The following is a 20,553-nucleotide window of genomic DNA, read 5'->3' as shown; positions in this document are numbered from 1 at the left end:
TCAGACTAACGCAGGCTCATGACGCCCGGATATACGAAAAATCCGAGCGTCGCGTACGGTTTAGAAACGTCGTAAATCGAGAGTCATCGGTAGCTCGTCGTTAATTTCCAGAATCGGAATAGGAAGTTTCCCAGGCGTGTGTCCGATCCGGAAGAAACGCGCCATGCGTCGGCTCTCGGCTTCATTGGCATTCACCGGCAACGTCTCGTAATTGCGCCCGCCCGGGTGCGCGACGTGATACTGGCAACCGCCCAGTGAACGCCCCATCCACGTATCGAGCAGATCGAATACCAACGGTGCGTGCACCGGGATGGTCGGCTGCAAACAGTTGGCCGGTTGCCATGCGCGAAAACGCACGCCTGCAACGAATTCCCCAACACGCCCGGTCGGCTGCAAAGGCACCGGGATGCCGTTGCACGTCAGCAAATAGCGCTGCGGCGGCAAGCCGCTGAGCTTGACCTGAAGGCGCTCCAGCGACGAGTCCACATAACGCACCGTGCCACCGACCGCACCCTCCTCGCCCAATACGTGCCATGGCTCCAGTGCCTGGCGCAGCTCCAGCGCGATGCCGCTGACGGCGTAGTCGCCGACCTTGGGAAAACGAAACTCCAGATGCGCCGCAAACCACTCGGCCCGCACCGGATAACCGGCCGCGTTGAGGTCGACGATGACGTCGGCGAAATCCTGTTCGATAAAGTGCGGCAACAGGAACCGGTCGTGCAGCTCCGTGCCCCAGCGCGCCAGTTTTGGCGGCGCATAGGGCTCACGCCAGAACCGTGCGACCAGCGCCCGCAGCAACAATTGCTGCGCCAGGCTCATACGCGCATGCGGTGGCATTTCAAAGGCGCGCAGTTCCAGCAACCCGAGCCGCCCCGTCGCGCCGTCCGGCGAGTAGAGCTTGTCGATGCAGAACTCGGCGCGGTGGGTGTTGCCAGTGACATCGATCAGCAGGTTTCTCAGCAACCGGTCGACCAACCACGGCGCACACTCTTCCCCCGGCTTTGGCATTTGCGCAAAGGCAATTTCCAGTTCATACAAGGCATCGTTTCGCGCCTCGTCGACGCGCGGTGCCTGGGACGTCGGCCCGATGAACAGCCCGGAAAACAGGTAGGACAGTGAAGGATGGTTATGCCAGTAACTGATCAGGCTGCGCAGCAAATCCGGACGACGCAGAAACGGTGAGTCAGCCGGTGTCGCGCCACCCAGTACGAAATGGTTACCGCCGCCAGTTCCGGTGTGCCGTCCATCAATCAGGAATTTCTCGGTGGTCAGTCGGGTCTGGCGCGCTTCTTCATAGAGGAACTCGGTGCGCTCGACCAACTCATCCCAGGTCGCGGACGGCTGAACGTTGACCTCGATCACGCCCGGATCCGGGGTGATGCGAAAGTTGCTTAACCGCGGATCGCTCGGTGGCTCATAACCTTCCAGCAGCACCGGACAACGCAGCTCTTCAGCAGTGGCTTCAATAGCAGCCACCAGTTCCAGATAATCCTCGACCCGTTCCAGTGGCGGCATGAACAGATACAACCGGCCTTCCCGCGCCTCGGCGCAGAACGCGGTGCGGGTCAGCCAGTCCGCGGATTCGTCGATTTTCGGGGCACGATCCTCAATCAGCGCCGCCGCGCCCTGATTCTGCGACTGTGCCATGTCGGGTAGCGGTGGGAACGTCTGATTCGGGTCTTGCGGATGAATGAACGGATACTCCGCCGCTTTCACCCACGGCTGCGAACCCAGCGGCAACCGATAGCCCAGTGGCGAGTCTCCCGGCACCAACCGGCAATGCTCGTCGCGCAAATACCAGCGGCCGCTCTGCCACTGATCGCCCTTCGCGGTGCGTGCCAGCGGCAGGACCTGGCCGATGACTTTGTCCAGACCCTGGCTGAAAACTTTGCGCAGTCGTGCACGCTCCAGGGGTTCCTCAAGACGCGAGTCTTCGGCGCTGACGTTTTGCGGCAACGTGCCCTCGCGCCAGAGGTAATAGAAATTGTCTTCGTAGGCTGGAAACACAAAGCGTGTGGGAATCTTCAGGCGCTCTGCAACGCTCGCCAGAAAACGCCCGGCCAGTTCGCCGGTCGCACCGTAGTCTTCGTGCTCGTCGGCAATCAGCGCGCTGTTGTTCCAGATCGGCGCGCCGTCACGGCGCCAGTAGCAATTGAGCGACCAGCGCGGCAGCTGTTCGCCGGGGTACCACTTGCCCTGGCCGAAATGCACCAGTCCCTGCGGCGCGTAGCGTTTTCGCATGCGCTGGAACAGCTCGGCGGACAGACGCCGTTTTTCCGGCCCTAGGGCCGCGGTATTCCATTCCGCGCCATCCGGGTCATCAATCGAGACGAACGTCGGCTCACCGCCCATGGTCAAGCGCACATCGCCTTCCAGCAGGTCGGCGTCGATTTGCCGGCCCAAAGCCTGAATCGCCAGCCATTGATCGTCGGTGTAAGGCTTGGTGACGCGGGGCGCCTCCCAAATTCGCTCAACTGACATCTCGTGGCTGAACGCGCACTCGCACGGTTCCACCAGCCCCGTGATCGGCGCCGCAGAGGACGGATCGGGACTACAGGCCAACGGTATGTGTCCTTCGCCGGCAAACAGCCCGGAGGTGGCATCCAGACCAATCCAGCCAGCGCCGGGCAAGTACACCTCGCACCAGGCGTGCAAGTCGGTGAAGTCGACATCAGTACCCGAGGGGCCGTCGAGGCTTTTCACGTCGGCGGTCAGCTGGATCAGGTAACCGGAAACGAAACGTGCTGCCAGCCCGAGGTTGCGCAGCAACTGCACCAGCAGCCACGCGGAATCGCGGCACGAACCGGAGCTTTGTTCGAGGGTGAACTCAGGCGTTTGCACGCCCGGCTCCATGCGGATCAGGTAGTCGATGTCTTCACTCAGGCGCTGGTTGAGCGCGACGAGGAAATCGACACTGGGCAGCGGCGTGCGATCGATACTTTCCACATACGCCTTGAACTTTGGCGTAAGGGGCAAGGTTTCCAGGTACGGCGCCAGTTCTTTGCGCTCATCGGCGGCGTAAGTGAACGGGATTTTTTCCGCGTAGGGCTCAAGAAAGAAGTCGAAGGGATTGAACACCGCCATTTCGGCGAGCAGATCGACTTCGATCCGCAGCTCATCGGTTTTCTCCGGGAACACCAACCGCGCCAGGTAATTGCCCTGAGGGTCTTGCTGCCAGTTGATGAAATGCTGCTCGGGCGAGATTTTCAGCGCATAGGACAGAATCCGCGTGCGGCTGTGGGCTGCCGGACGCAGGCGAACGATCTGTGGCCCCAGCTCCACAGCACGGTCGTAGCGGTAATGCGTGACGTGGTGCAATGCGACATGTATCGACACGGCGTGCCTCCTGCGAGCCCTAAGCGTTATGGAAAGCGCGCAAGACTTATGCCATCCAGCAGCGCTGGCGCTTTCTTCGATTGCCTGAGGCAGTACAGCACCAAAATCGGGCGAGGCGGGAAAATGCGTTGAATCGATTGCACGTAATTGTGGCACACCCACGATCGTTCCCACGCTCCTGCGTGGGAATGCAGCCCGTGACGCTCCGCGTCACAGGTGGGTTGGAATGGTTACAGTGGCGCGGCTGGAACGCGGAGCGTCCCTAGAGGCACTCCCACGCAGAGCGTGGGAACGATCACGCCAACCCTAAGGTTGGCGTTCTGTTCAGTTCAAGCGCGGCTTAGCGCGGCACGACCGGCTTGCGGGTCGGCTTTGGTCCTTTGCCTTTGGCCGCATCCTTGCGTTCCTTGGCTGCCTGCTGATTGCGGGCAAACGCCGCAGCCTTGGCCTGTTCACGCTTGTCCCACGGGTTGCCGCCATCGCTGGCGCGCGGAGGCAGGCCGGTGTGCTGGGTGAGGATCTTGGTGGTCTTTTCCCCTGCAACCTTGTGGCTGCCGGCCGGCGTCGAGTTCTTGCGACGGGCACTCTGGTAGCTGTCGGTCGACGGCTGGTGCAGCGGGATCAACTGGTTCTTGCCCGGCCCGATGAGGTCGGCGCGGCCCATGCGAGTCAGCGCTTCACGCAACATCGGCCAGCCTTTCGGGTCGTGATAACGCAAGAACGCCTTGTGCAGACGACGCTGCTCTTCGCTCTTGACGATGGTCACCGCGTCAGACTTGTAGGTGACCTTGCGCAGCGGGTTCTTGCCCGAGTGGTACATCGCGGTGGCAGTGGCCATCGGCGACGGGTAGAACGCCTGCACCTGGTCGGCACGGAAACCGTTGCCCTTGAGCCACAGGGCCAGGTTCATCATGTCTTCATCGGTGGTGCCCGGGTGGGCGGCGATGAAATACGGAATCAGGTACTGCTCTTTGCCCGCTTCCTTGGAGTACTTCTCGAACATGCGCTTGAACTTGTCATAGCTGCCGATGCCCGGTTTCATCATCTGGTTGAGCGGACCTTCCTCGGTGTGTTCCGGGGCGATCTTCAGGTAACCGCCGACGTGGTGGGTCACCAACTCTTTGACGTACTCCGGCGACTCGACCGCGAGGTCGTAGCGCAAGCCGGAAGCGATCAGGATCTTCTTCACACCCGGCAACTCACGGGCGCTGCGGTACAACTGGATCAACGCCGAGTGGTCGGTGTTCAGGTTCGGGCAGATGCCGGGGAACACGCACGAGGGCTTGCGGCACGCGGATTCGATTTCCGGGCTCTTGCAGGCGATGCGGTACATGTTCGCGGTCGGGCCACCGAGGTCGGAGATCACGCCGGTAAAGCCCGGGACCTTGTCGCGAATCTCTTCGATTTCGCGAATGATCGACTCATGGGAACGGTTCTGGATAATCCGGCCTTCGTGCTCGGTGATCGAGCAGAAGGTGCAGCCGCCGAAGCAGCCACGCATGATGTTCACCGAGAAGCGAATCATGTCGTAGGCCGGGATTTTCTCCTTGCCGTACGCCGGGTGCGGAACGCGCGCGTAAGGCATGCCGAAGACGTAGTCCATTTCTTCGGTGGTCATCGGAATCGGTGGCGGGTTGAACCAGACATCCACCTCACCGTGCTTCTGCACCAAGGCACGGGCGTTGCCCGGGTTGGTTTCCAGGTGCAGCACGCGGTTGGCGTGGGCGTAGAGCACCGCGTCGTTGCGGACTTTCTCCACCGACGGCAGGCGAATCACGGTCTTGTCGCGAGTCATCTTCGGGCTGGCCAGAATTTGCACGACCTTGGCTTCCTGCGGATCCTCAACCGGGCCTTTTTCCTGCTCGATGGCGCAGGCCTGGGTGTCCTGGGTGTTCACATACGGGTTGATGATCTTGTCGATCTTGCCCGGACGGTCAATGCGCGTGGAATCGACTTCGTACCAGTCTTTGGGCGTGTCGCGACGAATGAACGCGGTACCGCGCACGTCGGTGATATCTTCGATCTTGTGACCGTAGGACAGGCGCTGGGCCACCTCGACAATCGCACGCTCGGCATTGCCGTAAAGCAGGATGTCGGCGCTGGCGTCGATCAGGATCGAGTTGCGCACCCGGTCCTGCCAGTAATCGTAGTGCGCGATGCGGCGCAGGGACGCTTCGATGCCACCGAGCACAATCGGCACGTGCTTGTAGGCTTCCTTGCAGCGCTGGCTGTAGACCAGGCTCGCGCGATCCGGACGCTTGCCCGCCATGCCACCCGGGGTGTAGGCGTCGTCGGAACGGATTTTCTTGTCCGCGGTGTAGCGGTTGATCATCGAGTCCATGTTGCCGGCCGCGACACCGAAGAACAGGTTCGGCTCGCCGAGCTTCATGAAGTCGTCTTTGGACTGCCAGTTCGGCTGGGCAATGATCCCGACGCGAAAGCCTTGAGACTCCAGCAGCCGGCCGATGATTGCCATGCCGAACGACGGGTGGTCGACATACGCATCACCGGTGACGATGATGATGTCGCAGGAATCCCAGCCGAGCTGATCCATCTCCTCCCTGCTCATCGGCAGGAATGGCGCCGGTCCGAAACATTCGGCCCAGTATTTTGGATAGTCAAATAACGGCTTGGCTGCTTGCATGTCGATAACCGGTGTTGGCTTTCATTGAATTTCGCGGGCGCGGAATATAGCACAAATTTTGACCAATTCCGACGGCTATGGTCGGAAATTGGTGAGCGCTTTGGCACACACAACCTATGTGGCGAGGGAGCTTGCTCCCGCTCGACTGCGCAGCAGTCGCAAAACCAGCAATTGCGGTGTGCCTGAATCAATACCATCGCAGGTATTGGGGCTGCTGCGCAGCCCAGCGGGAGCAAGCTCCCTCGCCACAAAAACCTCTATAACGACTTATTCGTCATCGTCGAAGTTGTAGCTACCCGGCGCCAGGTTCTCGAATCGCGTGTATTTGCCGATGAACGCCAGGCGGATAAAGCCGATCGGGCCGTTCCGCTGCTTGCCGATGATGATCTCGGCAATGCCTTTGTGCTCGGTTTCCGGGTGATACACCTCGTCCCGATACACGAACATGATCACGTCGGCGTCCTGCTCGATCGCTCCGGATTCACGCAAGTCGGAGTTCACCGGGCGCTTGTTCGGCCGTTGTTCCAGGGAACGGTTGAGCTGCGACAGCGCCACCACTGGGCAGTTGAATTCTTTGGCCAGCGCTTTCAGGGATCGGGAGATCTCGGAAATCTCGTTGGTCCGGTTGTCGCCGCTGGAACCCGGAATCTGCATCAGCTGCAGGTAGTCGATCATGATCAGGCCGACTTCACCGTGCTCACGCACCAGACGCCGGGTCCGGGCACGCATTTCCGACGGACTGATGCCGGCGGTATCGTCAATGAACAGCTTGCGGTCGTTGAGCAGGTTGACCGCCGAGGTCAGGCGCGGCCAGTCATCGTCTTCGAGCTGACCGGAACGCACCTTGGTCTGGTCGATACGACCGAGGGACGAAAGCATACGCATGATCAGCGATTCGCCTGGCATCTCCAGCGAGTAGACCAGAACCGCTTTTTCACTGCGCAACACGGCGTTTTCCACCAGGTTCATCGCAAAGGTGGTTTTACCCATGGACGGACGGCCGGCGACGATGATCAAGTCGGCCGGTTGCAGGCCGCTGGTCTTCTCATCGAGGTCGGTGTAGCCGGTGGACAGGCCAGTGATGGCGTTGTCGGTGTTGAACAGCGTGTCGATACGGTCGATGGCCTTGGTCAACAGGTCGTTGACGCCCACCGGACCACCGGTTTTTGGCCGGGCCTCGGCGATCTGGAAAATCTGCCGCTCGGCCTCGTCAAGAATTTCCGCGGCGGTGCGGCCTTCCGGGTTGAAAGCGCTGTCGGCAATTTCGGTGCTGATACCGATCAACTGGCGCAATGTCGCCCGCTCGCGAACGATCTGCGCATAGGCCTTGATGTTGGCGACCGAAGGCGTGTTTTTTGCCAGTTCACCGAGGTAACCGAGGCCGCCGACTTGCGAGGTCTGACCTTCCTTGTCCAGTTGTTCGGACAGGGTCACGACGTCGATCGGCATGTTCTGATCGGCCAGCTTGGCGATCGCGCGGAAAATCAGACGGTGGTCATGTCGGTAGAAATCGCCGTCGGAGACTTGATCGAGCACGCGCTCCCAGGCGTTGTTGTCCAGCATCAGACCACCGAGCACAGCCTGTTCGGCTTCGATGGAATGTGGCGGCACCTTCAGCGCGGCGGTTTGCAGATCGTATTGCTCAGGAGCGGAAATTTCGTTCATGGCCACTTGGTTGTTCAGAAAAAAGCAGGGATTGAAAAACAGGAGTTACCAGAAAGACAAAGGGCACGACCTGTAAACAGGATCGTGCCCGATGTTACCGGCAAGCACCCGAGGGTGCCAGCCGACAAGTGCTGCTTAAGCTGCTACCACGACAACGCGTACGGTGGCTTCAACTTCGGCGTGCAGGTGCACGGCTACGTCGAATTCGCCTACGTTGCGGATGGTGCCGTTCGGCAGACGAACTTCGCTCTTCTGCACTTCAACGCCGGAGGCGGTCAGTGCGTCAGCGATGTCGTGAGTACCGATCGAACCGAACAGCTTGCCTTCGTCGCCAGCGGTGGCAGTGATGGTCACTTCCAGCTCGGCCAGTTGGGCAGCGCGGCTTTCAGCCGACGATTTACGATCTGCTGCTGCTTTTTCCAGCTCAGCACGACGCTCTTCGAACGCAGCCAGGTTGGCTGGGGTCGCAGCGGTAGCTTTGCCGTATGGCAGCAGGTAGTTACGACCGTAACCAGCCTTAACGTTCACTTTGTCACCCAGGTTGCCCAGGTTGGTGACTTTTTCCAGAAGGATCAGTTGCATGTGAAAATCCTCTTAACTTTTAACCTTCACCGTTCGCGTTATCGGCATCTTTGGGTGCCGAACGACCGCGAAAATCAATCAGGCTGTCGACGATGGCCAAGACCACCAGCAACGGATAGATCAGCTGCATGAACAGCAACAGCGTGACGTACATCCCCACCAACCAGAATCTGGCCAGTCGCTTTTGCGCCACCAGCCCATGAATCAGGGCCAGCCCGGCGAACACCAGCGGTACGCTGCACAACGGCGTCAACATGGCCATCTGCGAACCGAGATTCGGCCCCAGAAGCATGCACGCCAGCAGCAACATCGCCGGCAACAGCGGGAAGCGGATGGCGCGAAACTCGCGACCAAAACCACCCGGGTTGTACAACAACGCCTGCCAATAGCGCCCGACAAGCAGGCTCAACAAGCTGACGATTTGCAACAAAGCCGCTATCAAGCCGGTCAGGACCGGTGCAATCAGGGACGCGAAACGCGCTTGTTCGTCTACCGACATCTTCTGGTAGACATCACCGAGTAGCGACGGCATGACTTTTATCAAAGCCTGCGCCAGCATCTCGATCTGGGGAGCAAAAGCTGTCCCCAACACCACTGAAAACACCACTCCCATCGCTATGCTGACCAGCAGCACGCGGTTCCAGGACTCGCTTGCGCGCAAAACCAACGCAAGGCTCGCAGACCCCAGCAGCACCAGAAGTGCCCTTGGGTCGTCGGAGTAAAGCCACCAGAGCAATGCCGGCAGCAGTCCCAGAGCAAGAACGCCCAGGGCGTCCTTCAATCCGCGCCGCAGGAGCACGAGGCATCCGGCGGCAGCACCCAACCAATACAACAACGGCATTGCCGCACATCCAGCCACTACCAGAGTGGCCTGCATACGGCCCCGCATGATGAACTCAGCTAAGGCGCGCATACATTCAATCCTTTGCTACGTGTCGACTGCCCGGTCTCAGCGGCCGTGGCTGTCGGTGTAGGCCAGCAGGGCCAGGAAGCGGGCGCGCTTGATAGCGGTGGCCAGCTGACGCTGATAACGAGCTTTGGTACCGGTGATGCGGCTTGGAACGATTTTGCCGGTCTCGGATACGTAGGCTTTCAGAGTGTTGAGATCTTTGTAATCGATCTCTTTCACGTCTTCAGCGGTGAAGCGGCAGAATTTACGACGACGGAAGAAACGTGCCATTTGATAGGCTCCTTAAAAGGTCCGTGGATTACTCGTCAGCGTTATCGCTGTTGTCGCTGTCATCACTGTCAGCGCTTTCAGCGCCTTCGTGCTCAGGACGGTCGCGACGCTCACGGCGCTCACTGCGGTTTTCTTCAGCCTTGAGCATCTCGGATTGGCCGGTAACGGCTTCTTCGCGACGGATGACCAGGTTACGGATCACTGCATCGTTGTAGCGGAAGTTGTCTTCCAGCTCGGCCAGGGCCTTGCCAGTGCACTCAACGTTCAGCATCACGTAGTGAGCCTTGTGAACATTGTTGATTGCGTAGGCCAGTTGACGACGGCCCCAATCTTCCAGACGGTGGATTTTGCCGCCGTCTTCTTCGATCAGCTTGGTGTAACGCTCAACCATGCCGCCGACTTGCTCGCTTTGATCCGGGTGGACCAAAAAGATGATTTCGTAATGACGCATGAATGCTCCTTACGGGTTGTAGCCTGCCGCTCAAAAGCGGTCAGACAAGGAGTGAATGACACTTATGGACTTGAGGACGCTAGACACGTGGGTGCCTGCCATCACAGCAAGGGGCGCAATTGTAGAGAAGGGGCGAAGGAGGCGCAAGGTAATTGGTGATTATTTGAACAGCTCACCTGTTTTCGCTTTGCCACAAACGACTGTAGGAGCAAAGCTTGCTCGCGATAGCGGTGTAACGTTCAACATTGATGCTGAATGCTACACCCCCTATCGCGAGCAAGCTTTGCTCCTACACACAGTAGAGGATCAGGACTTCTTGGCGGCAGCCTTGGCCTTGACACCACGCTGGCGCTGCGCTTCGAACAGGCAGACGCCGGTTGCCACCGAAACGTTAAGGCTGCTGACACTGCCGGCCATCGGCAGATTCACCAGATAGTCGCAATGCTCGCGAGTCAGGCGACGCATGCCTTTGCCTTCAGCGCCCATGATCAGAATGGTCGGGCCGGTCAGGTCCTGGTCATAAATACTGACCTCGGCCTCCCCCGCCGTACCGACAACCCACAAGCCGCGCTGCTGAAGTTTTTCCAGAGTGCGCGCCAGGTTGGTCACGGCCACCAGCGGAATCACTTCTGCAGCACCACAAGCGACTTTTCGTACCACCGGCGTCAGGGTCGCCGACTTGTCCTTCGGCACGATCACCGCCAGCGCGCCTGCCGCATCGGCAGAACGCAGGCAGGCGCCCAGGTTGTGCGGATCGGTCACTCCGTCGAGCACCAGCAACAGCGGTGCGCCTTCGGTGCGATCGAGCAACTCGTCGAGCATCGCCTCGCCCCAGACCTGGCTTGGACTTACCTCCGCAACGACGCCCTGGTGCACGCCTTCAACCCAGGCATCCATTTCACGGCGTTCGGCCTGCCCCACCTGGACACGGTTTTCGTTGGCCAGCTCGATCAACGTCTGTACCCGCGGATCACCGCGACCTTCAGCCAACCAGATCTGCTTGACGCGTTTCGGGTGGTGACGCAGCAACGCTTCTACCGCATGCACGCCGTAGATTTTTTCCAACTGACTCATGGCTTGGCCTTAGGTTTACGCGCCCCGCCGCTTTTGGCTGGAGCCGAGCCCGCTTTTGGCGGGCCTTTACGATGTTTGCTCGGTTTGGCTGGCTTGCCGCCGACGGCCTTTTCAGGCGTCGACCGTCCGGTCTTTCCCCCAGACGGCGCTTTACCGCCGCTTTTCGCACCGGCCAGCAACGCCTGTTTCATTTCACGACTCTTGCGCACTTCGGCGTTTTTCGCCGCGGCATCGCTCGGACGGTAGGCTTCGACAGCCTTTTCCTTGGCAGGACGGCGGCCGGTTTTGGCCGGTGCCGGTTCTGCTGCGGTTTTGCTCGCCGGCTCTGCGGTTTCGGCGCCTCGCTTCTTGCGACCGATCGGTGCGCTGATGGTTTTCTCGGCCATCTCGAAGTCGATCTTGCGCTCATCGAGGTCAACGCGCATGACACGCACCTCAACAGTGTCGCCCAGACGGAAGCTGCGACCGGTACGCTCACCCGCCAGGCGGTGATGCACTGGATCGAAGTGGTAGTAGTCACCCGGCAGCGCGGTGACGTGCACCAGGCCTTCGACGTAGATATCGGTCAGCTCGACGAACAGACCAAAACCGGTCACCGCGGTGATCACGCCTGGGAACGACTCGCCCACGCGATCTTTCATGAACTCGCACTTGAGCCAGTTCACCACATCGCGGGTCGCTTCGTCGGCACGACGCTCGCTCATCGAGCACTGCTCGCCAAGTTGCTCCAGGGCCGCTTCGTCGTACGGATAGATGCGCGCCTTCGGAATAGTCATCGCACCGGCACGGCGAACGTGCGGGGTGTCCTGTTTCGAATGGATCACGCTGCGAATCGCCCGGTGCGTGAGCAGGTCCGGATAGCGGCGAATCGGCGAGGTGAAGTGGGTGTAAGCCTCGTAATTCAGGCCGAAGTGGCCCTGGTTATCGGCGCTGTACACCGCCTGGCTCAAAGAACGCAGCATGACGGTCTGGATCAGGTGGAAATCCGGACGATCCTTGATACCGGCCAGCAAGGCCTGGTAATCCTTCGGCGACGGGCCATCCTTGCCTTTGTGCAGGGACAGACCAAGTTCGCCAAGGAACGCGCGCAGTTTTTCCAGACGCTCCGGCGGCGGGCCATCGTGAACACGGTACAGCGCCGGGATTTCGTGCTTTTTCAGGAATTCGGCGGTAGCCACGTTGGCCGCCAGCATGCATTCCTCGATCAGCTTGTGCGCGTCATTGCGAACGGTCGGACGGATTTCGGCGATCTTGCGCTCGGAGCCGAAGATGATCCGGGTTTCCTGGGTTTCGAAATCGATCGCACCCCGTACGTGACGGGCCGCCAGCAATACCTTGTACAGCGAGTACAGCTGCTTGAGGTGCGGCACCACGTCGGTGTATTCGCCGCGAAGCTTGCGCGCTTCGGTCGCCTTCGGCGTTTCCAGCATCGCGCTCACTTTGTTGTAAGTCAGGCGAGCGTGGGAGTGAATCACCGCTTCGTAGAAGCAGTAGTCGGTCATCTCGCCGGATTTGGAGATGGTCATCTCGCAAACCATGGCCAGGCGATCGACCTGAGGATTGAGCGAGCACAAGCCGTTGGACAACTGCTCGGGCAGCATCGGAATCACGCGCTCGGGGAAGTACACCGAGTTGCCGCGAACCTGGGCTTCGGCATCCAGCGCCGAACCGAGTTTCACGTAGCTGGATACGTCGGCAATCGCCACGTACAACTTCCAGCCGCCAGAGAACAGGCGCAGCTTGCCCGGACGGGCTTCGCAATAGACCGCGTCGTCAAAGTCGCGGGCATCTTCGCCGTCGATGGTGACAAACGGCAGATGGCGCAGGTCGATGCGCTTCTCTTTGTCCTTCTCTTCGACTTCCGGCTTGAGCTTGCCGGCTTCTTTAAGCACAGCATCAGGCCAAACGTGAGGAATGTCGTAGGTACGCAGGGCGACATCGATTTCCATGCCCGGCGCCATGTAGTTGCCCACGACTTCGACCACGTCGCCTTGCGGCTGGAAGCGTGGCGTCGGCCAGTGAGTGATCTTCACTTCGACGAACTGACCGATTTGCGCGTTGGCGTTACGCCCCGGCGTTACCAGCACTTCCTGCTGGATCTTCGGGTTGTCGGCAACCACGAAACCGATGCCGCCCTCTTCGAAGTAGCGACCAACGATGGTTTCGTGAGCGCGGGACACCACTTCGACGATCATGCCTTCGCGGCGGCCGCGACGATCCAGGCCGGAAACACGAGCCAAGGCCCGGTCACCGTCGAACACCAGGCGCATTTGCGCCGGGCTCATGAACAGGTCGTCACTGCCGTCGTCCGGCACCAGGAAACCGAAACCATCACGGTGCCCGCTGATGCGACCGAGGATCAGGTCGAGCTTGTCCACCGGTGCATACGTGCCACGACGGGTGTAAATGAGTTGAGCATCGCGCTCCATGGCGCGCAGACGGCGGCGCAGGGCTTCGATCTGGTCTTCTGTGGTCAGACCAAACTCTTCGACCAGTTGCTCGCGGTTAGCAGGCGAACCCCGATCAGCAAGATGCTGAAGGATCAGTTCGCGGCTAGGAATGGGGTTTTCATATTTTTCCGCTTCACGAGCGGCCTCGGGATCGAGGGACTGCCAATCGGCCATTAGAGAGTTTTCACCTTGTCTATATGCGGGTTAGTTTGGCATAGGCGTAATGAAACGGGAAATTTCAGGCTAAGACGACCCATCTAAAGCCCTGTATCGACACCGTAAAGCTGATTTGAAGACCGCTGGTGAAATTTTCCAGGTTTTTTTGATTGCGGGGGTTTACAGTTAAAAAGACGCTCCGTATAGTGCGCGCCATCGACGACGGCAACGTTGTCGATACTGCCCAGATGGTGAAATTGGTAGACACGCCAGCTTCAGGTGCTGGTGACCGCAAGGTCGTGGAAGTTCGAGTCTTCTTCTGGGCACCAATTTCGAGCTTGAGATTAGATCAATTTCAAGGCTCACACAAAACCCGCGAAAGCGGGTTTTTTGCATTTCGGGTTTCTGATTTATTAAATTTAAATCAGGGGTTTACAGATCAAAATGCTCTCCGTATAGTGCGCCACATCAACAGCGGCATCGCTGAAGATGATTGCCCAGATGGTGAAATTGGTAGACACGCCAGCTTCAGGTGCTGGTGACCTTACGGTCGTGGAAGTTCGAGTCTTCTTCTGGGCACCAATTCAAATTCAAGGTTTCGACCTTGAATTTCATAGAAACCCGCGAAAGCGGGTTTTTGCGTTTCTGGCTTTCGAAAATCCCAAGCCAATACTTCCCTGTGACGAGGGAGCTTGCTCCCGCTGGAGTGCGAAGCGCTCCTCATCATTCCAACAGTTACACCGCACTCTCAGGGTTTACGACTGCTTCGCAGCCGAGCGGGAGCAAACTCCCTCGCCACAAAACTCGCCCCCGCCCTTCTAGCAAACACTCCTCAGACCCGAAAGACGCACATGAGAAACAATATCGTTTATCATTGTTGCAAGTTATTGCAATGCGACAGTGAGGAACCCTGCGAATGATGTTTCGAAATACCCTGCGCCGCGGCCTGAGCATTACCCTCCTCGGCCTGGCTCTCGCCTCCCCCCTCACCCAAGCCGCCGAACCAGTTTCCCTGACGCTCTACAACGGCCAACACAAAGAGGTCGGCGACGCCGTTGCCAAAGCCTTCGAGGCCAAGACCGGGATTCACGTCAATGTACGCAAAGGCAGCAGCAACCAGCTCGCCAGCCAGATCGTCGAAGAAGGCGACCGCTCTCCCGCAGACGTGATCTACACCGAAGAATCGCCGCCACTGAACAAACTCGGCGAGCAAGACCTGCTGGCCAAGGCTGACGATGCCACTTTGGCGGTTTTGCCCAAGGAATACGTGGCCGGCAATGGCACCTGGATCGGCGTCACTGCCCGGGTTCGCGTCGTTGCGTTCAACCCCAAGTTGATCGATGAAAAAGACCTGCCGACATCGGTGATGGAATTCTCCGATCCGAAATGGCAAGGCAAGGTCGGCTTCGTTCCCACCAGCGGTGCCTTCCAGGAGCAAGCGGTAGCGATCATCAAGGTGCACGGCATGGACGCAGCCGAAGAGTGGCTGACCGGTCTGCGCGCCTTCGGCAAGACCTACAGCAATAATATGGTCGCACTCAAAGCGGTGGAGAACGGCGAAGTGGCCACCGTGCTGGTGAACAACTATTACTGGTTCGCCTTGCAACGAGAAAAAGGCCAGCTCGATTCGAAACTGCATTACTTCACCGGCGGCGACGTCGGCGGACTGATCACCGTATCCAGCGCGGCCGTCATCAAATCCAGCAAACATCCAAAAGAAGCCCAACAATTGCTCGCCTACATGGCCAGCGAAGAAGGCCAGCGCGTGATCACTCAGACCACTGCCGAGTACCCGCTGCATAAAGGCATGGAATCGGATCGCGGCCTCAAGCCGTTCAGCGAACTGCAAGCGCCGAAAGTCACCCCTGCCGACCTTGGCAACGCCGAAGAAGCCCTGGATCTGGAACGTGATGTTGGCCTGAACTGATGAGCGCGTCACTATCCGCCCTCACCCTACGCAGCGTTTATGTGCCACGGCGCAAGCGGCCGTCGATCTGGCTGTTGTTGCCGGTTTTGCTGCTGGTTGTGCTCAGCCTGCTGCCATTGGCCTATGTGGGACTCAAGGCTTGGCAAGCAGGCTGGGCCGAGGCGCTGCATCTGCTGTGGCGGCCGTATGTATTCGGTCTGCTGCGCAACACCCTGGCACTGATGGTCGGCGTGACGCTGGCTTGCGGCCTGATCGGTCTGTCGCTGGCATGGTTGCTGGAACGCAGCAATCTGCCAGGGCGACGGCTATGGGGCGTGATCCTGTGCCTGCCGTTCGCCGTTCCGGCCTTTGTCAGCAGCTTCACCTGGGTGTCTCTGAGCGCTCACTTCGAAGGGCTGGGCGGGGCGATTCTGGTGATGACGCTTTCCAAATACCCGCTGATTTTCCTTCCCGTTGCAGCGACCCTGCGCAATCTCGATCCCTCGCTGGAGGAGTCCGCCCGCACGCTGGGGCAGAATCGCTGGGGCGTATTTTTCAAGATCACCCTACCCCTGCTCTGGCCGTCACTGGTCGCTGGCGCCTTATTGATCGCATTGCACATGCTGGTGGAATTCGGCGCGCTGTCGATTATCGGCCTGCAAACCTTCACCACTGCAATCTATCAACAGTTCGAGTTGGAGTTCAGCAATGCCAACGCGGCGATGCTCTCCGCCGTACTACTGATCCTCTGCCTGGCGCTGTTATGGCTGGAGCTGCGTGTGCGCGGCAAAGGTCGACACGTGCGCACCGGCCAGGGTGCGGCGCGACGCGCTGAACAGGTTCGACTGGGGCCTTGGGCTGTGGCAGGCCAGCTTTATTGCCTGCTGCTGGCAATCGTCGGCAGCGGGATTCCGCTGGGCATGTTGGCTTACTGGTTGGCAGTCGGATCGTCGGCGGCCTTTCCAATGGCAGCCATCGGTGAAGCATTGCTGTCATCCCTCGCGCTGTCGCTGGGCGGCGCTGCGTTTTGCCTGGTGCTGGCGGTGCCGGTCGGCCTGCTGGTCGTGCGCCATAAGGGCCAACTGGCGATCTGGGCCGAGCGTTTGCCGTATCTGCTGCACGCCCTGCCGGGACTGGTCATTGCCCTGACCCTGGTGTATTTCGCCCTGCACTATGTGCCGATGCTGTACCAGACTTCGGCATTGCTGTTGATTGCCTATGCGCTGCTGTTTCTACCGTTGGCTCAGGCGCCGATCCGCACCGCCCTGAACAAGGCGGCACCGCAGCTGGAAGAGGCGGCGCGCACGCTTGGAGCTTCGTCATTCAGTGCGTTTTGTCGAGTGACACTGCCGATCATTTTTCCGGCGCTGGGTGCGGCGTTTGCGTTGGTGTTTCTTGATGCGATGAAGGAACTGACGGCGACCTTGCTGTTGAGTCCGACGGGGCTGAATACACTGGCGACGGAAGTCTGGGCGCATACCGCAAATGTGGAATTTGCCGCGGCGGCGCCTTATGCGGCGTTATTGATATTAGTGTCGGGGTTGCCGGTCTATCTGCTGACGACCCGGATGTATCTGAGTCGTTAAAACCGCCATCGCGAGCAGGCTCGCTCCCACAGGGAAACGCATTCCAATGTGGGAGCGAGCCTGCTCGCGATGACGCCAGACCATTCAACACAAACCCTAAGCCCTGAACTGTCCCAGGCTCGCCTTCAATTGTGCAGCCAACCCATCCAGCACCTTGCCGCTGGCGGTGGTTTCCACCACCGCCTGAGCCGCTTTCTCAGCCTGTGCATGAATCGTCTCGACCCGACCGCGCACTGCCTGCGCGCCCTTGGCCTGATGCGCTGCCGCCTGGGTTGCCAGACCGATCGCCGCATGCACCTGTTCCACCGAGGCCTGCACCGATTGCTGCAACCGCGCACTGTCGCGCAATACCAGTAGACCTTCATTGGCCTGACGCCCGGCCTGACCGATTGCCGCCACCGCCTCGCGCGCGCCTTGCTGCAACGCCACGATGTGTGCCTGGATATCGCCGGTGGAGCTTTGCGTCTTGCTCGCCAGCGCCCGCACCTCGTCAGCCACCACCGCAAAACCGCGCCCGGTCTCGCCGGCTCGCGCCGCTTCAATGGCAGCGTTCAATGCCAGCAGATTGGTTTGCTCGGCAATTCCGTGAATCACCGTCAACACCACTTCAATCTGCTCACTCTGCTGCGCCAGCCGTTCGATCACCTGTGCACCGGTATTGACCTGCCCGGCCAACTCCTCGATCAGGCTGCCGACCTTTGCCGACGTCCGAGTGTTTTCGTCGGTTGCCTGACGAATATCCACAACCTGTTTCAATGCCGCTTGCATGGCGTGGCTTTCCGACTGGGCTTCATCAGCCATTTGCGACAAGGCCCGCAGACTTTCCGCAACTTCATCGCGCTGCATGCCCGCCGCCGCGTCGGCTCCGGCGTTGCGCAAGGTCATGGCACCGATTTCCACGCCGGTACGCTGAGCGACATCACCCGCTTCGCGCACGATTGGCTGCAACTTATCCACAAAGCGATTGACCGCCGAGGCCATGTCGCCGATTTCGTCCTTGCTGTTGATCTGCACACGCTTGGTCAGATCTCCTTCGCCCGCCGCCAGGTCATCCATGGCCACAATCAGCATTTTCAGGCGATTGACCACTCGACGCCCCAACACAACGGCCAGCAACAGCAAAACGCCAAACCCGACTACCGCAAGGCTCACCCCGATGCGCCAGCGCAAGGTCGACGCAGCTTCCTGCACAGTACTGGTGGTATTGGCTTTCATTTCCGAGGCCGTGGACTGCGCCGACTGCAAACGCGATCGCATGGCCGTCGCACTGTCGGCCGCCGCGCCTTTGAGGCTGTCGCCTACCAGCTGATCACCGCTGGCAATCAAAGCCGTGAAGCGTTTATCCAGCGCCGCCAGATCGGCTTCCACCGAGGCGGTCGAGACGCCCATCAGGACCTTGCCGATTTCAACGCCGTTAGGATTGATCGAGGCTTCGATGTAGAACACCGAAGGATCGTTCTTTGCCGCATCCAGCACCTTGTCCAGCGCACGCTCGCCCTGGCCCTTTTCCAGCAGCGCCTTGTTGATCGGATTCTCGCGGTTGAGGTAGCGCGTCAGGTGCTGGCCCGTGGCGTCGTCATACACCACGAACAACACGTTGGGATTGCGCTGGGCACGACGGGCGAACTCAGACAGGGTAGGCACATCGTTGTCCCACATCGCACGAGGTGCGACGGAAGCCAGCAACTGCGCCATGTCGCTGGCGGAGTCCTTCAGGTCCTTTTCCAGCGTCGCACGCAACTGCGCCTGTTCGTCCTTCAATCGCGCGGACAAACCAGCGGTGAGGCGTTGACGCGTACTGGTGGAAAGGCTGTCCAGGCTCGACGTGACTTCACGCCCGGCCTGCTCCAGTTCAGCGGACAGTTTTTGACTGTCTGCACCCAATCGCACTCCGAGATCGGCTTCCAGCGCGGTTACCGTGCTCCGGGTAAGAGCAACGGCTACCAGCACCTGCACCAAAAGAGCGATACCAAGGGTAACGAACACAGGCCGCAACAAACGGCTTTGTAACAGTGAGAGAACGGCCGACACTTGAAATCCCTCTGCATAAGCGCCATTAAATTGATGGCACGCCGGAAGTGACGTTTTAAGCAAAGCTAATAGCAAAGGTCATGCCGTCCAACAGGCATAAACGACAAAGGCCCCTATTAAGGGGCCTTTGTGTTTTACATCAACGACTTATCAAGCGAACGGATGGCGCAGAACGATGGTTTCGTTGCGGTCCGGACCCGTCGAAATAATGTCGATCGGCGCGCCGATCAGCTCTTCAACGCGTTTGATGTAAGCGCGGGCGTTAGCTGGCAGCTCTTCCAGGGTTTTGGCACCCACAGTCGATTCGGTCCAGCCCGGCACTTCTTCGTAAACAGGCTGCAGGCCTACGTAGCTGTCAGCATCGGTCGGGGCAACGGCATTACCTTGCGCATCCTTGTAGCCGACGCAGATGTTGATGGTTTCCAGACCGTCGAGCACGTCCAGCTTGGTCAGGCAGATGCCCGAGATGCTGTTCACATCGATAGCGCGACGCAGGATGACAGCGTCGAACCAGCCGCAACGACGGGCACGGCCGGTGGTTGCACCGAACTCGTGACCTTGTTTGGCCAAGTGCGCGCCGACTTCGTCGAACAGCTCAGTCGGGAATGGACCCGAACCTACACGCGTGGTGTAAGCCTTGGTGATGCCCAGGATGTAGTCCAGGAACATCGGGCCAACACCCGAACCGGTAGCAACGCCGCCAGCGGTGGTGTTGGAGCTGGTCACGTACGGGTAGGTACCGTGGTCGATGTCCAGCAGGGAGCCTTGGGCGCCTTCGAACATGATGTCTTTGCCAGCGCGACGCAGGTCGTGCAGCTCGGCAGTCACATCCAGCATCAGCGGCTTGAGCAGCTCAGCGTATTCGTTGCATTCGGCCAGGGTCTTGTCGAAGTCGATGGCCGGCTCTTTGTAGTAACCCACCAGCATGAAGTTGTGGTAATCCACCAGTTCACGCAGCTTGTCTTCAAAGCGCGGCATGTTGAGCAGGTCGCCCACACGCAGGCCGCGACGTGCAACCTTGTCTTCGTAGGCCGGGCCGATGCCGCGACCGGTAGTGCCGATCTTCAGCTCGCCACGGGCCTTTTCACGGGCCTGGTCCAGCGCAACGTGGAAGGACAGGATCAGCGGGCAGGAAGGGCTGATGCGCAGGCGCTCACGCACCGGTACGCCTTTCTCTTCCAGCTTGTTGATTTCCCGCAGCAGGGCGTCAGGTGCAACCACCACGCCATTACCGATCAGGCACTGCACGCCTTCGCGCAGTACGCCCGACGGAATCAGGTGCAAGACAGTTTTTTCACCGTCGATCACCAGCGTGTGGCCAGCGTTGTGGCCACCCTGGTAGCGCACTACGGCGGCAGCATGTTCGGTCAGCAGATCAACGATCTTGCCTTTGCCCTCATCACCCCATTGGGTGCCCAGGACTACGACATTCTTACCCATAACACTTGTCCTCATTCGCGCAAACTTGGTGCCGGCGGCGGCCGGCAGGAAA

Annotated in this window: 13 protein-coding genes and 2 tRNA genes; 4 read left to right on the top strand and 11 right to left on the bottom strand. The window is 59.6% G+C overall.

The features are described from left to right. Positions 1-60 precede the first annotated feature (60 nt). The 9 genes from D8U73_RS06215 to rnr all read right to left on the bottom strand — a co-directional run bounded on the left by D8U73_RS06215 (position 61) and on the right by rnr (position 13,556). Positions 61-3,336, bottom strand: coding sequence for a transglutaminase family protein (locus D8U73_RS06215; protein WP_130903976.1), 3,276 nt, complete (start codon positions 3,334-3,336; stop codon positions 61-63). Between the two features lie 340 nt (positions 3,337-3,676). Further along, positions 3,677-5,980, bottom strand: a complete 2,304-nt coding sequence (locus D8U73_RS06205) for a YgiQ family radical SAM protein (RefSeq protein ID WP_056852385.1) — start codon at positions 5,978-5,980, stop codon at positions 3,677-3,679. Positions 5,981-6,247: 267 nt separating this feature from the next. After that, positions 6,248-7,645: a replicative DNA helicase gene (gene dnaB / locus D8U73_RS06200; RefSeq protein WP_008058980.1), complete on the bottom strand. Its 1,398-nt coding sequence runs from the start codon at positions 7,643-7,645 to the stop codon at positions 6,248-6,250. Positions 7,646-7,780: 135 nt separating this feature from the next. Next, positions 7,781-8,227 (bottom strand): 50S ribosomal protein L9, encoded by a 447-nt coding sequence (gene rplI, locus D8U73_RS06195; protein ID WP_034149636.1) that lies wholly within the window; start codon positions 8,225-8,227, stop codon positions 7,781-7,783. Positions 8,228-8,246: 19 nt separating this feature from the next. Beyond that, positions 8,247-9,140: a hypothetical protein gene (locus D8U73_RS06190; RefSeq protein WP_130903975.1), complete on the bottom strand. Its 894-nt coding sequence runs from the start codon at positions 9,138-9,140 to the stop codon at positions 8,247-8,249. Between the two features lie 36 nt (positions 9,141-9,176). Continuing rightward, positions 9,177-9,407 (bottom strand): 30S ribosomal protein S18, encoded by a 231-nt coding sequence (rpsR, locus tag D8U73_RS06185; protein ID WP_002551829.1) that lies wholly within the window; start codon positions 9,405-9,407, stop codon positions 9,177-9,179. Between the two features lie 28 nt (positions 9,408-9,435). After that, a complete protein-coding gene (rpsF, locus tag D8U73_RS06180) occupies positions 9,436-9,858 on the bottom strand; it encodes a 30S ribosomal protein S6 (protein WP_003217491.1) in 423 nt (140 codons plus the stop codon). A gap of 306 nt (positions 9,859-10,164) precedes the next feature. Next, positions 10,165-10,932 (bottom strand): 23S rRNA (guanosine(2251)-2'-O)-methyltransferase RlmB, encoded by a 768-nt coding sequence (gene rlmB, locus D8U73_RS06175; RefSeq protein ID WP_056852383.1) that lies wholly within the window; start codon positions 10,930-10,932, stop codon positions 10,165-10,167. Next, positions 10,929-13,556 (bottom strand): ribonuclease R, encoded by a 2,628-nt coding sequence (gene rnr / locus D8U73_RS06170; RefSeq protein WP_056852382.1) that lies wholly within the window; start codon positions 13,554-13,556, stop codon positions 10,929-10,931. Before rnr ends, rlmB begins: the two co-directional genes overlap by 4 nt. Before the next feature lie 224 nt (positions 13,557-13,780). On the opposite strand from rnr, the gene D8U73_RS06165 reads away from it, so the two are divergent. From D8U73_RS06165 to D8U73_RS06150, 4 genes are all read left to right on the top strand, one after another. Further along, positions 13,781-13,867, top strand: a tRNA-Leu gene (locus D8U73_RS06165). 166 nt (positions 13,868-14,033) lie between these two features. Beyond that, a tRNA-Leu gene (locus D8U73_RS06160) sits at positions 14,034-14,120 on the top strand. Between the two features lie 334 nt (positions 14,121-14,454). Continuing rightward, complete coding sequence (locus D8U73_RS06155) at positions 14,455-15,465, top strand: extracellular solute-binding protein (protein ID WP_130903974.1); 1,011 nt, start codon at positions 14,455-14,457, stop codon at positions 15,463-15,465. Continuing rightward, a complete protein-coding gene (locus D8U73_RS06150; protein ID WP_130903973.1) occupies positions 15,465-17,030 on the top strand; it encodes an iron ABC transporter permease in 1,566 nt (521 codons plus the stop codon). Before D8U73_RS06155 ends, D8U73_RS06150 begins: the two co-directional genes overlap by 1 nt. Positions 17,031-17,126: 96 nt before the next feature. Here the strand turns inward: D8U73_RS06150 and D8U73_RS06145 are convergent, their stop codons facing one another. Continuing rightward, positions 17,127-19,061 (bottom strand): methyl-accepting chemotaxis protein, encoded by a 1,935-nt coding sequence (locus tag D8U73_RS06145; protein WP_056852379.1) that lies wholly within the window; start codon positions 19,059-19,061, stop codon positions 17,127-17,129. A 150-nt stretch (positions 19,062-19,211) separates the two neighbouring features. Further along, positions 19,212-20,501: an adenylosuccinate synthase gene (locus tag D8U73_RS06140; RefSeq protein ID WP_056852378.1), complete on the bottom strand. Its 1,290-nt coding sequence runs from the start codon at positions 20,499-20,501 to the stop codon at positions 19,212-19,214. Positions 20,502-20,553 lie beyond the last annotated feature (52 nt).

The sequence above is a fragment of the Pseudomonas sp. Sample_22 genome, from assembly GCF_004307635.1.
In the GTDB taxonomy this organism is placed as follows: domain Bacteria; phylum Pseudomonadota; class Gammaproteobacteria; order Pseudomonadales; family Pseudomonadaceae; genus Aquipseudomonas.
The sequence above is the reverse complement of the archived record's forward strand: the minus strand, read 5'-3'. Positions and strand labels throughout refer to the sequence as shown.

Coding starts and splice junctions, on each gene's coding strand:
- D8U73_RS06205 (WP_056852385.1), bottom strand. CDS start 5,980: ATGCAAGCAGCCAAGCCGTTATTTGACTATCCAAAATACTGGGCCGAA.
- dnaB (WP_008058980.1), bottom strand. CDS start 7,645: ATGAACGAAATTTCCGCTCCTGAGCAATACGATCTGCAAACCGCCGCG.
- rplI (WP_034149636.1), bottom strand. CDS start 8,227: ATGCAACTGATCCTTCTGGAAAAAGTCACCAACCTGGGCAACCTGGGT.
- D8U73_RS06190 (WP_130903975.1), bottom strand. CDS start 9,140: ATGCGCGCCTTAGCTGAGTTCATCATGCGGGGCCGTATGCAGGCCACT.
- rpsR (WP_002551829.1), bottom strand. CDS start 9,407: ATGGCACGTTTCTTCCGTCGTCGTAAATTCTGCCGCTTCACCGCTGAA.
- rpsF (WP_003217491.1), bottom strand. CDS start 9,858: ATGCGTCATTACGAAATCATCTTTTTGGTCCACCCGGATCAAAGCGAG.
- rlmB (WP_056852383.1), bottom strand. CDS start 10,932: ATGAGTCAGTTGGAAAAAATCTACGGCGTGCATGCGGTAGAAGCGTTG.
- rnr (WP_056852382.1), bottom strand. CDS start 13,556: ATGGCCGATTGGCAGTCCCTCGATCCCGAGGCCGCTCGTGAAGCGGAA.
- D8U73_RS06155 (WP_130903974.1), top strand. CDS start 14,455: ATGATGTTTCGAAATACCCTGCGCCGCGGCCTGAGCATTACCCTCCTC.
- D8U73_RS06150 (WP_130903973.1), top strand. CDS start 15,465: ATGAGCGCGTCACTATCCGCCCTCACCCTACGCAGCGTTTATGTGCCA.
- D8U73_RS06140 (WP_056852378.1), bottom strand. CDS start 20,501: ATGGGTAAGAATGTCGTAGTCCTGGGCACCCAATGGGGTGATGAGGGC.